General features: G+C 50.8%; 11 protein-coding genes, 2 tRNA genes and 1 pseudogene. 5 read left to right on the top strand and 9 right to left on the bottom strand.

The features are described 5' to 3' along the window. Positions 1-586: 586 nt before the first annotated feature. From ACB033_RS15795 to dauA, 9 genes and pseudogenes are all read right to left on the bottom strand, one after another. Positions 587-862: pseudogene (locus ACB033_RS15795) on the bottom strand (helix-turn-helix domain-containing protein); the annotation flags it as partial. Positions 863-1,016: 154 nt separating this feature from the next. Beyond that, positions 1,017-1,196: a hypothetical protein gene (locus ACB033_RS15790; RefSeq protein ID WP_139724126.1), complete on the bottom strand. Its 180-nt coding sequence runs from the start codon at positions 1,194-1,196 to the stop codon at positions 1,017-1,019. Positions 1,197-2,129: 933 nt separating this feature from the next. Further along, positions 2,130-3,122: an AAA family ATPase gene (locus tag ACB033_RS15785; protein WP_139724124.1), complete on the bottom strand. Its 993-nt coding sequence runs from the start codon at positions 3,120-3,122 to the stop codon at positions 2,130-2,132. A 154-nt stretch (positions 3,123-3,276) separates the two neighbouring features. Beyond that, on the bottom strand, positions 3,277-4,986 hold the full coding sequence (locus ACB033_RS15780) for a relaxase/mobilization nuclease domain-containing protein (protein WP_139724122.1): 1,710 nt from the start codon (positions 4,984-4,986) through the stop codon (positions 3,277-3,279). Then, positions 4,977-5,669 carry a hypothetical protein gene (locus ACB033_RS15775; protein ID WP_240041732.1) on the bottom strand — a complete coding sequence of 231 codons (693 nt, stop codon included), beginning with the start codon at positions 5,667-5,669 and terminating at the stop codon, positions 4,977-4,979. The genes ACB033_RS15780 and ACB033_RS15775 overlap by 10 nt, the downstream gene beginning before the upstream one ends. Before the next feature lie 282 nt (positions 5,670-5,951). Next, positions 5,952-7,088, bottom strand: coding sequence for a tyrosine-type recombinase/integrase (locus ACB033_RS15770; protein WP_139724120.1), 1,137 nt, complete (start codon positions 7,086-7,088; stop codon positions 5,952-5,954). Between the two features lie 285 nt (positions 7,089-7,373). Next, a complete protein-coding gene (locus tag ACB033_RS15765; protein ID WP_139724118.1) occupies positions 7,374-8,648 on the bottom strand; it encodes a site-specific integrase in 1,275 nt (424 codons plus the stop codon). Positions 8,649-8,731: 83 nt separating this feature from the next. After that, a tRNA-Ser gene (locus ACB033_RS15760) sits at positions 8,732-8,819 on the bottom strand. Between the two features lie 183 nt (positions 8,820-9,002). Beyond that, positions 9,003-10,799 carry a C4-dicarboxylic acid transporter DauA gene (dauA, locus tag ACB033_RS15755; protein ID WP_193556027.1) on the bottom strand — a complete coding sequence of 599 codons (1,797 nt, stop codon included), beginning with the start codon at positions 10,797-10,799 and terminating at the stop codon, positions 9,003-9,005. 497 nt (positions 10,800-11,296) lie between these two features. On the opposite strand from dauA, the gene ACB033_RS15750 reads away from it, so the two are divergent. The 5 genes from ACB033_RS15750 to ACB033_RS15730 all read left to right on the top strand — a co-directional run bounded on the left by ACB033_RS15750 (position 11,297) and on the right by ACB033_RS15730 (position 14,834). Further along, positions 11,297-11,369: transfer RNA gene (locus ACB033_RS15750), tRNA-Asn, on the top strand. Between the two features lie 226 nt (positions 11,370-11,595). Next, positions 11,596-12,702 carry an HlyD family secretion protein gene (locus ACB033_RS15745; protein WP_362849853.1) on the top strand — a complete coding sequence of 369 codons (1,107 nt, stop codon included), beginning with the start codon at positions 11,596-11,598 and terminating at the stop codon, positions 12,700-12,702. A gap of 2 nt (positions 12,703-12,704) precedes the next feature. Then, on the top strand, positions 12,705-13,694 hold the full coding sequence (locus tag ACB033_RS15740) for a DUF2955 domain-containing protein (protein WP_236672701.1): 990 nt from the start codon (positions 12,705-12,707) through the stop codon (positions 13,692-13,694). A gap of 87 nt (positions 13,695-13,781) precedes the next feature. After that, a complete protein-coding gene (locus ACB033_RS15735) occupies positions 13,782-14,267 on the top strand; it encodes a YqhA family protein (protein ID WP_005301997.1) in 486 nt (161 codons plus the stop codon). Positions 14,268-14,384: 117 nt separating this feature from the next. Beyond that, the gene (locus ACB033_RS15730) at positions 14,385-14,834 is read left to right on the top strand and encodes a hypothetical protein (RefSeq protein WP_019840982.1); all 450 of its coding nucleotides are present in this window, start codon (positions 14,385-14,387) and stop codon (positions 14,832-14,834) included.

Below are 14,834 nucleotides of genomic sequence, written 5' to 3'. Positions count from 1 at the left end.
CAATAGATATTTATGACAGATGTTGAGCTCGGCATCGCGCACATTTACAATATACTAAAAGTGTATTCATGACGAAATGCCTTCAGCGAAGAAAATATCAGCCTTTTGTTTTAGGTGCTTTCAATAAGCATTGTGATTATCATTAATATATATTATCCATAGTGTTCATCCTCATATATTGCCAGACTCAATCTGGACAAAATATACATTTTGTGTCTCTATCATTCCGTAATGACAACGCTATACCAATCATTAAAAATAGTTCTCCATCCTACTACCTCGCAGATACCGCTAGCTGTGTGAATCAATGAAACAACTTTGTTGCTTGGCATGGCTCGTGCGGCCTAATAATCTCCAACAAGGGAAGGTGCGAACAAATGGAAAGTACCTTCATAGCGAACTCCTACTTGCCCGCATTTGAAATGCCCATCACTCCAATAACCTGACTTTTACCGCAAGTATTGGGCTATTAAACGCCATTTAGCCTCATTTTCGAGGCTTATCTCGATTTTTGGACACAGTTACCCCATGCCAGTATCATCTGGTCCACTCGAGTTTGCACTTTCCCTTGCAGAGCCAGTTCTTATGCGACTCGCAGCGGGCCATGGGTTGGTCTGGTGAGGGAGTAATCGAGGATGGCCTGCTCAATCTCAGGAGCGACCCGGTTGGGATTAGCCCCTTTACAGCTAGGCAATTTGTCGAGCAAGCCCTCGGCGCCATAGGTCTGGTAATTATGGCGAATTTCATAGAACTGCTGACGGCTTTAGCCGATGAGCTTGCAGGCTTTGCTGACGTTAGTGAGCTCTTAGGCGAGCTCTAGCAGGCTGAGTTTGCGACGTGCTACTTTCTCGTTGGTGGTCATACGGTGACTCCAGATACACGGTAGGGGTATCGTTTTGTTATCCGGTTTGAAGCCGTATGACCATTCCCTTTTGTGGGCCACTGTCAGGTGAATACCATCTCCATACATACTGAATTCAATCAGTTCAAGACGCCCCTCCTAAGAAAGCCTGGGGTTATTCATTTTGAGCCTCTTTAATCTTTTCTTTTCTGCGCTTCTTTTCCTCCCTGATCCACATACGAACCGTGCACTCATCTGCTTTGCAGCTAAAAGCAATGTCCCTAATTTTCTTTCCATCTTCAAAAAACTGACGAATTGCTTCATTTAATTTCATATTATAGTAATAATATCTCATCGAATGCCCTTATTAATTTGGGGAAGGAAATATTTATTATAAATTATATTGAACATACTTAGCATGTGAATATTTGTGATCGTGTATTCTGCCGCTTCATTCATACGTAGCGGTAAGCTAATTGATGAATCGACCTAGATTGGTTAATGTTCGGAACCAGATCTTGCCAGGCTACGAAAACAACATGTTCAGCTGGATAAGCAATACTATACAGATTGGTAAATCAGCACCTTCTGTTTGTATATACAGTGGTACTTACTGGTAAATACTCTATGAATATCATTGGCCTTGGTCATTTCGATATTCACTCGCATAGTAACTCCATAACTGCCAGTGCGGTCATTGGGCTGCTAGGGATGCACTCACAGTAAACCGAGAGATTGCCATCTGCCAAGCCAGAAAACCGGATCATGCCATTGATTTTTAAGGGTTTTTTATTTAAAAAATAATTGTACAAATTTCGCGCTTGGTTGTTTTTTGCTCTCTTTTGGTGTTGGTTGCACGACATTTGACCGATAACATGCCCATAAACAGAATGGATGTGGTTGGGATGGTAAATATCGCTAATGCGGTAGTCATTACATGTGGATGATATGCTCGCAGAGCAATATAAATAAAAACATTTTTGCCGTTCGATTTAATGGATATGAGGCTTAAACAGAACATGAACAGACGAATTCCTGCATATAGCAGAACATCAATGCTTGAATGACATGTTCTAGTTGTTTTCAATGTGATTCATATTTTATTTTGAAAACAAAGGCTCAATTGTTTATTTTAGCATCATAATGCATTTTAAATGCAATGTCTAAAATCAGCACTAGGCGCTCTTGTGCATGAAAGGGGGATATGTAAGGGGGTAATTCTGGATGCAATCTATTTATAGATAGAGGTTCATTGCATGCTTGCATCCAGATGGTAGAGATTGTGTGTTTAGACTGATACATCAGTGAGTAAATCTGTGGCGATGTACTCATACGTTTTATCCGGCCTCCTTTCCCGCCGAATCCAAGTATTTGAAACGCATTTTCTGATATAGTTTTTTGCCTGCCGTTCCTGTATGGAAAATTCTGCACAAAAGGAGTTCACTAACTCGGCTGCTGATACTGAGGTATGCCCACTCAGAGCTTTTTTGAGGGAAGTTAATAATGTGTTGTTATCACTATCATTCGCGCTGACGAATATCAGATGTTCTGTTCGGTTTAATAAAATCTCATCAGGAGTTTCAACCGCTCTCGAACTAAATCTGAGGCTGAATCTAGCCCCCTGCCCATCCCGTAATGCTAGTGACATAACGCCATCAGCCTCACCATGAATGGATGATGCCCCCCTGATACCAGCAGCGCCTGCGTTGTAACCCTCCGCTCCTGGCGAGGATTTTCTTGCATGATGCACAACAATGTGGGCTGCGGGTCGACTTATTTTTCTGATGGACCGCATCACCTGGCCCATCATGCTATTATCATTTTCCGCCGCCGTATGCATCCTGGCTAGTACATCCCAAATAATCAGGTCAGGCTGGATCTCATTCACGATGGAGCTCATTTTTTTCGCCTCTACAGGATCCAATACATCCGTTGTCTGGAAATCACCACACCGGAAAAAATTCCGCTCAATTGTTTGGTCAGTCACATTATTATGTGCTGTCATGGTTAAAAAGCGTTTCCAAAACAACCGATCTTTTAGCTCAAAATCCATATACAACACTCGTGCTGGATTTCGATTCCTCCAGTTGAGAAACTGTCCTCCACTGGCGATGGCCAATGCGAGCTGCGTTGCGAGCAGCGATTTGCCTGATTTGGGGGCGCCATTGATGATCCACTGATCACCCTGCTCAATCAGTTCGTTCAACAACCAAATCGGTTTTTGCTCACTGGCAATCCGACCCTCACTAACCCCCCAAGCTAGCATTTTATTCTCGAGCATACAGACTCTCCCCCCAAAAAAGGTTATTATTATTTGTTGTTTTTATATATCAATGGTAGACATTCATTATTGCTATTTATAAAAATAAATATTGCAAGCAATCTATTATTGATTATATTCAGAAAATATAAAAACAAACGCCATTCAGAATATTTTACAAAGAAAGATCTGAATCCATTTCATGACGTGCAGTCCTCTGGCCAGAGTGCTCGTGCTGATAATTTAATGCATACACTCCAGGCCTCACCCTAAAACGTACAATTCTTTTAGCTGCTAATATAGGGTTGTCCATTATGATTCTAAGGCCTCGAGTAGCAATCTCACCGACCTCTGCGTACTCTCTACGGAGCCGCTCAATGTCTGCATCTGTTCCTGCAACTGTACGAGCGAAACGTTCATCTGATGAATGGAGTTCTCGGCAGAGACGTTGCTGTCGCTGGTATGCGTGTTCAAATGCTGCAACATGGTCAGCAAGACCTGATGGTCGTTCATTATCTGCTGCTGTTTGACATGCTGCGATTGAACCTGCTCCCTGAGTGTTGCTATCGAGCTCATCTGCTCGGTGTTGATAAAACTGAGCAACTCTAATAATTGTTTCTCTAAATTCATGATTAACTCCTAGTAATGCTAAAATAGCGCTCAAAATTTTCATCAGCAGTTGAATTAATGCCTTTTCGGTGTCTACTGTTAGGGTTCCCTCAGGGTTAATTGGGGTCAGTGTGTAACCTGCATATAGCTGCATCTGCTGTTGCCAAAAAAGCGCATTTGTTGGCTGTTTGCGATGTCTCTGGGTTATCACTGCGGCCATACCTGTCGGTCGTCTCACAGGCCTCGGAGAGGGCATTGGGTGCAGCGTCTCAGTGACGTTATAGCGGCTCTGATTGAAGGCCCGGCGTTTGGCTATCCGCTCCTCAATCTGCTGCCAGAGTGCATCCAACGACGGTTGTGGAGGCGTTGTTATCGTCAACGTCGGTCTCACCGCATCAATACTGGTAAACGCACGGCTAAATAAAGGTCCTTTCAGCCGAAAAGCCTTGATCTTTCCCTCTGGCACAATCCGTATGTAATCCTTTTTAGCCTCGACTTCACTAATACCATACATTTGTCGAGTCTGAGGTTGCTCCAGCCAATCAATCACAGCTTGTCGGTTACATAACTGACCCTGAGTTACCCGTAACTGCACCGCATCAGATAACGCTGCAATCAAGTCCGCATTTTTACTGTACCGTGGTATTGTTCCTGTCAGCCTCTGGCGTCGCGGATCATCTGGACGTGCGAGGTTATATTTCAGGTTGAGGTAATCACGGATCGCATTAAAATCACCTTCCGCACTTGGTGGGTGAGGGTTGAAATATTTTCCAGTGCGCAAATTAATCCGTGGGATTAAAAAATGATTCTCCAGATTTTGTTCATGCGTATGTTGTACCCACAAGATCATCCTGTCCTCTATGGGTAATCCCGCAAAAACCAGCTCCTCCATCAATGCACGAAATTCTTGAGCAATATCAGGATTGGAACTCAGCGTCAGGTTGTCCTCAATTGCATGAGCAATGACACCGCTGGTGTATTTATATTTATGTGGCGATATCTCGATTGCATAAGCAATGTCTCGTGGATTTCCAGCCAACAGCTCAGGTGGTGGAGTCCGTTGTACACCATGGATCAGTCTCAGTTGTTGGTTCAACCGATGAAACAATGGAGCGTCATTTTTATCACGAGCAACCCTAATCGCATCAGCGATTGTACTACGCTCATTTTTTTGTTGCGGCGTCAGAGCGCTGTAGATACCTAGTAGGTAATCTATTGGGGCGCTGGATTTAGTCTGGCGATGCCCATTGGTTGCAAAAAATCTAATCACCGCCATAGCTCATGCTCCTCATACTCACTCTCGATTAATGCTGGATTTACCTCTACTGCATCATCCTCATCTGAGTGTGGCCATGTAGTGTCTGGGGTCGCAGTATCGCGTTTGCCATGGCGTATAACCCGAGATGGCTGTGTTAATTGTGGTGATAACATCTCGTTAATTTTATCAACCTGCTCTCTATGTTGTTTTTCTAGTTCCCTGAGTTCGCATAAAATAAAAAGTAGATTTACATCGCCCTTATGGGAATTACACCATTTTACCAGCTGATTGAAATTGTTATAAAACCCGGTCTGTTGCGCAATGAGATTATTTATTGTGTCGCGTAATGTTTCTGCTGGAGAAATGACGATTTTCAATTTTGTGAGAGATTGAGATGCTAACCTCGATACAGTGACTTTTGCATTTTTAGCCTTTTTCTCCCAACGACGTTTTTCCTCATATGTGCAGCGTAGCTCGATTCGATGATCCCGGATCTCTGTAAAACTCGGCAACATTTGTCGAACGATGTCTGTATCCATATTTACATCTCTAGCTATACCGTTAATAGTGACAGCAACATCGTCATTGATGCACCTGATAACGGCCCTTTCAATGAGCAGCATGAGATCAGGATCTCTTGTCAGCTCCTCACGTAAAGTGTTATTTTTTCTATTCCTTAATTTTTTATTTTCTTTTCCCACGTATTGTCTCCTGGCTGCTGAACAGCTCTAATTTATATATTGATTTAGCGGGTCTGGGCGGCAGCCCAGGTAGGTCCAGGGCGACAGCCATGGCAAGGCTCCGTACACCGTACATTGCGGAACGCAATTTGTACGGTGTAGGAGTGACCTTGCTCTTTTTATTAAAAGCAATAAACTGCCTGATTAGATAGTAGCGTCAACGATAGTTTTTAGCTGCAACGATACCGTACACACCTAGATCATATTAACCCGATAACTCTCTTTAATTTATGCTATCGTAATTCACTTCTTTTTAAGGAGCATTTCGATTAATGGTATTATCGATTGCATCTCTGGCATGGTCATCAACTCATTCCAATTTCTGTACAATGTGGCAGATGGCGCAGCAGACTGCTCTACCGTATCTACAGCATTCGAATGTAAGCACCGTTGCAAAACCGCTCCTGCCTGGGCTCCAAAATCGACTGCATCCTCGACTAACCATTGGCCATAACAGCGCTGAATCATTTCAGTACCAGCATGCCCCATCTGCCGTGCAATCCATGGTACATTTATTCCGGCTGACAATAGTTGACTGGCAAATGTATGACGGAATTGCGACGGCCCGCGATAATCAACGCCAAGAGATATACAGTACGGTTTAAAGAATTTTTCTCTGTATTCATCGACTGAGGCGTAAGGACGCCGCTTTGCACAAAAATAGGCTAACAATATCCGAGATTCGATTAATTTAGTTCGATTATCATTCTGCGTGACTTTTATATTTTTTGCCTTTCTATTCTTGGCTTGTTCTAGCAGTAGAGTTAGCGGTTCTATTGCCTGCGCTGTCAATTCTATTGTTCGTCTAGCCCCCTCATTTTTGGGGGTTTTATACACACCATTTACCAAAGCCAGATCTATGGTTAGCATCTTTTTTTCGAGATCAACGACTTCAGCACTTAAGGCGAGCAGTTCACTAATTCGTAAACCAGTTGCTATCCCTACCTGTATCAATGCAGTTTCAATTTGATAGTTTTCCTGCTTATTCTGTTGTAGCAAAAGTGCAATCTCAGACTGCAAGAATGGTTTCGGCTTCTTTCTGGTAAATTTACATTTCTTTATGTTTTCCATCGGATTAGATGGAATTAAACCGTCGAGTTTCGCCCTAACAAATACACTGCGCAGAATTTCCAGGTAGTGATTAACTGTACAGCCATTATATTTCTTAAAAAGTTTTACGACCATCATCTCTATGTCTGTAGAGCTAAAGTCGATCAACTTTTTCTTACCGAACCAAGTTACAAGTTGCTTGCTCTTGCGGCGATATGGTCCAATGGTTGATTCAGCATAGCGGGCTTCTTTAAATTTCAGATTTTCATTTATTGCCAGTCCAAGAGTCTTATTTAAATCTTTGGCCTGTGAGTTTTTATCATTGTTCATCGGCTCTAATCCAGTTGATTTGCGCATAGATTATGAGCATTAAAAAAATAAGTCAACAGATTTTTGATGCACAAACGAAATTGCAAGTCAAGAAAATTATTTGGCTTTTTAAATAATATCGTTCCACCACAACATCTGAGCCACAGAGGGCACGATTTCTGGTTGATATTTCCCTGTTGTAGAGCGCGACTGATCCCACCTATCAGATAAGTGAGCATTGAGTTTGGGGCTTATACGTCTATGAGCACTACAGCAAAAGTTCACCAGACGGTACTGGATTGACGCTTACACTAAGTCTCTGGGAATCAACTCTATCTTTTCTTTCAAAAGAGAGACGCTTACCCGTTTACCATAACGGCCAAAGGTGATCCCTTTTTTACTGTGTCCAACCAATTCTGCAACGATATGCTCGGACACATCGGCTTGTTGCAGCTCATCGATAAACGTATGCCTCATTCCGTAAATGGTGGGACGGCCCTGACCTACGATGTCAGCATCATTGAGGTGGCGTTGGAAGCGACACACGAGGTTATGCGACCAGTCGTTGTCCTTGCCCGAAGGTTTGTCATCAAACAGGTACTTTTTGTCCTGCTGACGGCGTAGTGCAACATAGTCAAGGAATTGATGCCCGGTCAGCGCACTGTGAAGCGGCACAGTGCGATAAGAATTATCCGTTTTGAGCTGTTGATCTGCCTCACCAGCCTCGACTACTAGACACCAGATCCCCTCGATCAGTTTGATATTTTCAGTCTGGAGCTGACAAGCCTCCGAAGGCCTCAGCCCGGCATACAAGCACAGCAAGGGTACCCACCAGTCTTGGATCCTCAATTTTTTGCCTTTCCGAGATTGTTTGCTACGCAGGCTTGCAAACAGTTGAGCCAGTTGTGGGCGATGCCACCGAACCCGGTCGTTATCTGCTCGTCTGCTGGGCCTTTTTCCCGCAGTCAGCTTCTCGAACGGGTTGCGGCTGCAATAGTCCAGTGCCACGCACCAACGGAAGAACTGTTTCAGGGCGGCCAGATGATCGGTCTTGGTTTTGAAACTGATGTCGGCCTTACGCAGCAAGCCGTTGCGATACTCCTGTGCCTGAGTTGGCATCACTTCATCGACCCTGAGTCCCTTGGCCCAAGTAATGAAGGCGTTGATCCGGACCTGGAGTTGGCCCACGGATTTATGTTGGATCCCTTCACTCGATTTGGCGTCGAGAAACTGTGTCAACGCCTGGGTAAGGGCAATCCCCTTGGCGGGGCAAGCCGAGGACTCGATGGGGGAAGCAATGGATAGGGAGGGCGTAAGAGATGCAGCAAATCCCGCAGCTTTGAATGCGTCAATCTCACCGCGGATCCAGCGATAGAAACTGCGGGGTGTAGTATCGGCAGGGGTAGCCGCGATAAGTGCACGAGTACGAGCTGCCACTGCTAGGTTGCGGTCTACGGCGAGCTGACGATCTTTGGTGCAAAGGGAAGTACGGATAGCGAAGGGCAAGCCACGGTCACGTAGTGACTTAGGCAGCGGGAGACGAGTGTAGTAGGTGCCGGAGGCATTTTTACTCAGATACATGATTGTTCCACCCAGTTGATCCAGGAAAAAAATCACGTAAGTCTAGAAATGAAAAAACCCGTTGAAATTCAACGGGTTATATTTGGCGGTGAGGGAGGGATTCGAACCCTCGATACGTTGCCGTATACACACTTTCCAGGCGTGCTCCTTCAGCCACTCGGACACCTCACCAAATTTTGGCCTGTTGTTTAATGTGCTCAGCCAGCACGTCGTTCGTTGCGCCGTTGCGCTGGAACGGGGCGTAATGTACGGGATACGACGGCATGCGGTCAATGCAATTTTTCACTTTTTGCGTTCGTTTGCTCATTATCCGAACCAAGTGACTAAAAACATGCCGTTTCGTATCCCTTTCAATCAATTTCCAGCCGCTTCGTGCAAATGCTCGCCTTTGAGTGCCTCTTCCAGCGAGCCGTAAAACTCCAGCTGACCGGGCACCGGACGCACCTTGGCGCGCGCCAGGGTCTTGAGCGGCTGGAACTGCAACTCGGCGACCCGCAGTTGCACTCCCGCCTTGGCCATCTGCTTTTCAAACTGCAGGAAGGCGGAGAGCCCGCCGGCGTCCAGGATGGAGACCGCCTCCATCTGCAGCACCAGCAGCTTGTGTCCCTTGACCTGGGCCACCAGCTCGCCGAACACCCGCTCGGCGGCCGCGAAGAACAGCGGGCCGTTGACCTTGTAGAGCAGCGCCTGCTCAGGCACTTCCTGGGCGTAGCGCTTGTGATCCGCCAGGTTGTGCAGCTTGGTCATCTTGGCAATCTCGCGCATGAACAGCAGGGAGGCGAGGATCACCCCGAAAGTGATGGCGATGACCATGTCGAAGATCACGGTCAGCGACAGGCAGACCAGCAGCACCAGCACGTCGGATCTGGGGGCGCGGCGAATGAGCTCCACCACCTTGTGCGCCTCGCTCATGTTCCAGGCGACGATGAGCAGCAGGGCCGCCATGGCCGAGAGCGGCAGCCAGGAGAGCCAGGGCGCCAGCACCAGGATAGCCGCCAACACCACCAGCGCATGCACGATGCCGGAGATGGGAGAGGTAGCCCCGGCCCGCACGTTGGCGGCGGAACGGGCAATGGCAGCGGTGGCGGTGATGCCGCCAAAGAAGGGGGCGACTATGTTGCCAAGCCCCTGCCCCACCAGCTCGGCGTTGGAGCTGTGCTTGCGACCTGTCATGCCGTCCAGCACCACGGCGCAGAGCAGGGATTCGATGGCCCCCAGCATCGCCATGGAGAAAGCCGCGGGCAGCAGGCGCTCGATGGCGGCCAGGTTCCACTCCACCGGCGAACCATCCGGCCCCGGCAGGGCCCAGGGCATCACCAAGGTCGGCGCAATGGGCGGGATCCCCATGCCCTGGCTGCCGTCGGCCAGGGTATAGCTGAACTTGCTGCCGATGGTGGCGACGTCCACCCCGAACTGATGCAGGCCAAAGCCAAGGCCCACCCCCACCAGCACGGCGGGCAGGTGGCCGGGCACTGGCAGACGCAGGCGCGGCCAGAGCAGCAGCACCGCCAGGGTCGCAACCCCCACCAGCGTATCCCCCCACTGCCAGCTGGGCAGGGCATGGGCCAGTGCCTCGACTTTGCCAATATAGGTCTCCGGCATCTCGGGCACCTGCAGACCGAAGAAGTCCTTGATCTGCAAGGTGGCGATCACGATAGCGATACCACCGGTAAAGCCCAGGGTCACCGAAGGCGGAATGTACTCGATGAGGCGTCCGAGCCGGGCCACCCCCATGGCCACTAGGAAAAAGCCCGAGATCAGGGTCGCCATCAACAGGCCACCCACACCAAACTGCTGGGCCACCGGATAGAGGATCACCACGAAGGCGGCGGTCGGCCCCGAGATGGAGAAGCGGGAACCACCGGTCACGGCGATGACGATACCGGCGATGATGGCGGTATAGAGACCGTGCTGGGGCGGCACACCACTGGCAATGGCCAGCGCCATGGCCAGCGGAATGGCGATGATGCCGACCGTGATGCCGGCGATCAGGTCGCGGCCGAAGCGGGGAACGCTGTAGGGTTCGTCAATACAGGATTGGCGTAAAGCAATGGCCAGCTTCACGCTTTGCAAAGGTGCTTGGTTGTGCATGTATTCGTAATACCAGAAGAGGGAGATAAAGGCCGGATTGAACCGGCGCCCGATCATCATCAAGGGCCGGCAGAGCTGTCGACACGGCGATGGTATCCTGGCCAACCATACCCCAGCCGATGAAATATTTCGATGGGCGGGATCAATGAATGGCCGTTACCACGCAATATTGCCGGTGATAGTCAGCATATCGGCCACTTTTCTCACCATTACGCAGCACACTCACTTCGCCTGCTAACCAATTTTCCCCTTCCTTATTCTTGTCGTGCTCCCTCCCCCTCTTTATATCTGCCCGTCGGATACTGTGCCGGCGCTCGCCCCTCCCTCATCTTGTCCCGGCAGCCAATGCATTTCGTCTACCTCCCTCCTTACTCGGCGGCTTCCCCCTTGGCGAGCCTGCGAGGCTCACTCCAAGCTGCTGATTGTGCTGAAAATAGTCCGCAGCGACCAAGTTTTGGGCAAACGGTCCGAAATCCCCTTTTTGCAGCGGATCGCGGGTTGACACCCGGCGGACGGGCTATTAATATCCGCACCGTCTCGACGAGACAGGCAATTCCTCCTTAGTTCAGTCGGTAGAACGGCGGACTGTTAATCCGTATGTCACAGGTTCAAGTCCTGTCGAGGGAGCCACATTCGAAAGCCCAGCCTTTGGCTGGGCTTTTTCGTATCCAACCTTCGAAGCTACTATACAGGCTACCGTGGCTTGTACTTTCACCCAACGGCCTCAGCCCGGGTGTCGGCATCCTCTCCTTACGTGCCCTTTCACGACACCACCCTTGCTTTTTTGCTTGCCTCTGCCGGATATTCGTTATCACAATTACCGCCCCTGTACACACCGTCAAAAGGACCCCTTGGCATGTCTGAGGATGCGATGCAAAAAGAAGCAGTGCCTGCTCAAGCCACCAAGCAGCCAAAAGATCCCGTCCGGCGTCTTACGCTGCAATTGGTCATGCTTGCCTTGATCGTCTTGGTCTATGTGCTGTTTGCTCAACGCCTGACCCCGATGAGCAGCCAGGGTACGGTACAGGCCTTTTTGATCCGCCTGGCCCCCGAGGTGGCCGGACGGGTGACTGCGGTGGAAGTCAGTGACAATCAGCAAGTTTCCGCCGGCATCCCTCTGTTTCAAATCAACCAAGAGCCCTATCTGATTGCCCTCACCCAGGCAGAAGCCCATGTGGCAGCTGTCGGGCAATCGATCGGGGCTGACACTGCCGCGGTGCAAACCGCCCAGGCCAAGGTGGTACAGGCCAAATCGGCCAAGGATAACGCTGCCGACAATGCCGCCAGGGTGGTCGAGCTGGCCAAACGAGGGGTCATGTCGATCGCGCAGCGGGATCAGGCGACGGCAACCTTGCAACAAGCCAGGGCCTCCCTGGCGGCCGCACAGGCAGAGTTGCGCCGTGCAGAACAGAGCCTCGGGCCCGCCGGCAATGAAAATCCCAAGCTGAAAGAAGCGATGGCCGCCCTGGCCAAAGCCAGACTCGATCTCATTCGCACCACGGTCAAAGCGCCCAACAAGGGGGCCATTACCAACATACAGCTGGCACCAGGCCAGTATGCCGCCGTGGGAAGTCCGGCAATGACCTTCATCGATACCTCGGCGGTCTGGATCAGCTGTATGCTGCCCGAGAACTCGTTGGAATACCTGCGACCGGGCATCAAGGCCGAAGTGGTCTTCGATGTGCTCCCCGGCCGCGTCTTCAAAGCTCACCTCGATACCCTGGGGTGGGGCAGTGCTGGCAACACCACCACAGACCAGACCACCGGCCTGCTCACGGCACCACAAAACAGTCCCAGTGCGCGCCAATTTCCAGTGAGCCTGGTACTGGATGAGGCACTCCCCCGCGGGTTGCGCTATGGCTCCCAGGCCACCGTCATTTTCTATCCCAACAAGGTGGGCATGATGGATACGATTGCCGCCGGCTGGATCCGTGTTGTCAGCCTGCTGACCTATATTGCCTGATGATGAACAAAGCGTGGTGGCAATGCAGCCTGCGTCTTGGCGTCATTCCCATGGCGGCACTGGCGGTTACCCTGGCCACGGGTCAGGCCTTGCCCTTTCTGATCCCCATGTTCATCGTCATCATGCTGATGCTGAGTCCGACGCGCCTGCCGCTGATGATGGTAGTGAGAATGCTGGCGCTGATCGTCGGTTGTACCGCGCTCATCTGTTTTCTTGCACATGTGGTCGGCACCAATCCCGTCGCTTTCTGGCTCGCCATGGCTGCGGTTGTGGTTCTGGCCTTTGCCCGCCTTGGCAAGAACCCTGACGATCTGCCCGGATTGCTGGTGCTGATCGTGTCGTCGATGACGATGGTGCTGGTACAAAGCCAGCCATCGCTGGTCCTGGCACTCCCCGTGTTGATGGGAAAAGCCTTTCTGATCGCCTATTTATGGTGTCTGCTGGCCTTTGCCATCTGGCCCCGGTCTTCGCCTCCGCTAACGCCTTTGACCGCCATGCGCGGTGATGAAAGGGTGATGCTCATCCTGGGAAAGAGCGCCGCTCTGTTGCTGGCCATCGGCATCGCCATCTGGCTGCAAGACAGCAGTGCCATCTTGATCGGGGCCACGATTGCCAACCTGCTGCGCGCCAGCGACCCCCATCTGACACGAATGAACAGCAAACCACTGCTGCAGGCCAACTTGCTGGCGGCGGCCTTGGCCACCCCGGTGATCCTGCTGGCCTACATCAGCCAGTCTCCCCTGATCCTGTCACTGCTGGCGCTCGCCGGCAGCATCTGGCTGGCGGGACGGTTGGCGGCAGCCTGGCCCAAAGTGGTGGTGCAAACTGCAATGACGGTTTACATCACTTTGCTGGGAACCGCCTTGCCCCAATATCAGCAAGGGCTGCACCTGGTATGGGATCGACTCGCGACGCTGTTGCTGGTCGTCCTCTATTGCACCCTGGTTGTGCATCTCTTGACCACATCAACCGATAAGTCATGTCCTGCTTGAACGACATCATCTTGTCCAGATCGTTTATTGTCAGAGGGTAGAGACATGCTTTGCCCTTTGCGACCCCCACTCGATTCAGGAGTTTCTATGCGCCGTTTCAACTTAATGCTCAATGGCAGCCGGTTGATGATGTTTCCCTTCTATGTCTGCATCCTTGTCTGTGTCGCCCTCTTGATGGTGAAGTTCGCCATGCAGCTCTATGAGCTGTGTCGCGATATCATCGACATCCCCTATCTGGATCTCATCACAGGGGTGCTGACCCTGGTGGACTTCGTGCTGGTGGCCCAGATGCTGATCCTGGTGGCCATCTGCGGCTACGTGCAGTTCATCAAGACCCCGGAGCAGCGGGCAGCCCTTGGCGACAACTGGCTCAGCAAGATCAACTTCGCCTCCCTCAAACTCATCGTCATCAACTCCCTGGTCACCATCGCCGGGATCGAGGTGCTCAAGGCCTTCCTGACCGACGGTACCGGCAACGAGATCGAGATGAAGTGGTCGGTCATCGTCTTCCTCGCCTTCTCCACCGCGGCGCTCATCTACGCGGTCACCGAGCGGCTGGCGGACCACAAGTAGCGCCGGTTTTCATTCAGCCTTTATTCATCAAGAGCCGAATTGATAACTCTTTTCATTACCTTTACTGCATTGTAAACTTGCTCCCCCGGGCTGAACTGCCCGGGCGTTGGAGCACCTATGACAAGCCTTTCCCTCTCACCACGACACTGCTGGCAGTGGCTGGCCTATCACCATCAGGCCGCCGAGGGCTCCCTCTATCTGATGTTCTTCTCCGGCCTGCTGCTGTGGGAACCGCTGACCCCGCTCTGGTCGCTGGCACGCTGGAACCTGTTCCTGCACGTCGCCCTCTCGCTCACCCTGTTTCCCCTGCTGTTCGGCGCGTTCTGGCTCTCCCATCGCAGCCTGCTGCGCAAAAGCCGCAAGCCTTTCTTGCGCACCACGGGCCGCATCATCGAGGCCCTGCTGCTGGTCTGTCTGACAAGCGGCCTGCTGCTGGTACTGCACGGCACCCCGGGCGATAGCCTCGGCAACCTTGCCAGCTGGGCCCACTGGCTGAGCGCCCTCGCGTTGACTCCCCTGGTGCTGCGCCACGCCTGGCGCTGGACCATCTTGAAATGGCGCACCTGA

This window comes from Aeromonas sp. S15(2024), from assembly GCF_041402265.1.
GTDB lineage: Bacteria > Pseudomonadota > Gammaproteobacteria > Enterobacterales > Aeromonadaceae > Aeromonas > Aeromonas dhakensis.
The sequence above is the reverse complement of the archived record's forward strand: the minus strand, read 5'-3'. Positions and strand labels throughout refer to the sequence as shown.

Excerpts from the sequence above, each read along its gene's own strand:
- ACB033_RS15790 (WP_139724126.1), bottom strand. The coding sequence starts at position 1,196 with ATGAGATATTATTACTATAATATGAAATTAAATGAAGCAATTCGTCAG.
- ACB033_RS15765 (WP_139724118.1), bottom strand. The coding sequence starts at position 8,648 with ATGTATCTGAGTAAAAATGCCTCCGGCACCTACTACACTCGTCTCCCG.
- ACB033_RS15735 (WP_005301997.1), top strand. The coding sequence starts at position 13,782 with ATGCGCCGTTTCAACTTAATGCTCAATGGCAGCCGGTTGATGATGTTT.
- ACB033_RS15770 (WP_139724120.1), bottom strand. The coding sequence starts at position 7,088 with ATGAACAATGATAAAAACTCACAGGCCAAAGATTTAAATAAGACTCTT.
- ACB033_RS15785 (WP_139724124.1), bottom strand. The coding sequence starts at position 3,122 with ATGCTCGAGAATAAAATGCTAGCTTGGGGGGTTAGTGAGGGTCGGATT.
- dauA (WP_193556027.1), bottom strand. The coding sequence starts at position 10,799 with ATGATGATCGGGCGCCGGTTCAATCCGGCCTTTATCTCCCTCTTCTGG.
- ACB033_RS15745 (WP_362849853.1), top strand. The coding sequence starts at position 11,596 with ATGTCTGAGGATGCGATGCAAAAAGAAGCAGTGCCTGCTCAAGCCACC.
- ACB033_RS15780 (WP_139724122.1), bottom strand. The coding sequence starts at position 4,986 with ATGGCGGTGATTAGATTTTTTGCAACCAATGGGCATCGCCAGACTAAA.
- ACB033_RS15740 (WP_236672701.1), top strand. The coding sequence starts at position 12,705 with ATGAACAAAGCGTGGTGGCAATGCAGCCTGCGTCTTGGCGTCATTCCC.
- ACB033_RS15730 (WP_019840982.1), top strand. The coding sequence starts at position 14,385 with ATGACAAGCCTTTCCCTCTCACCACGACACTGCTGGCAGTGGCTGGCC.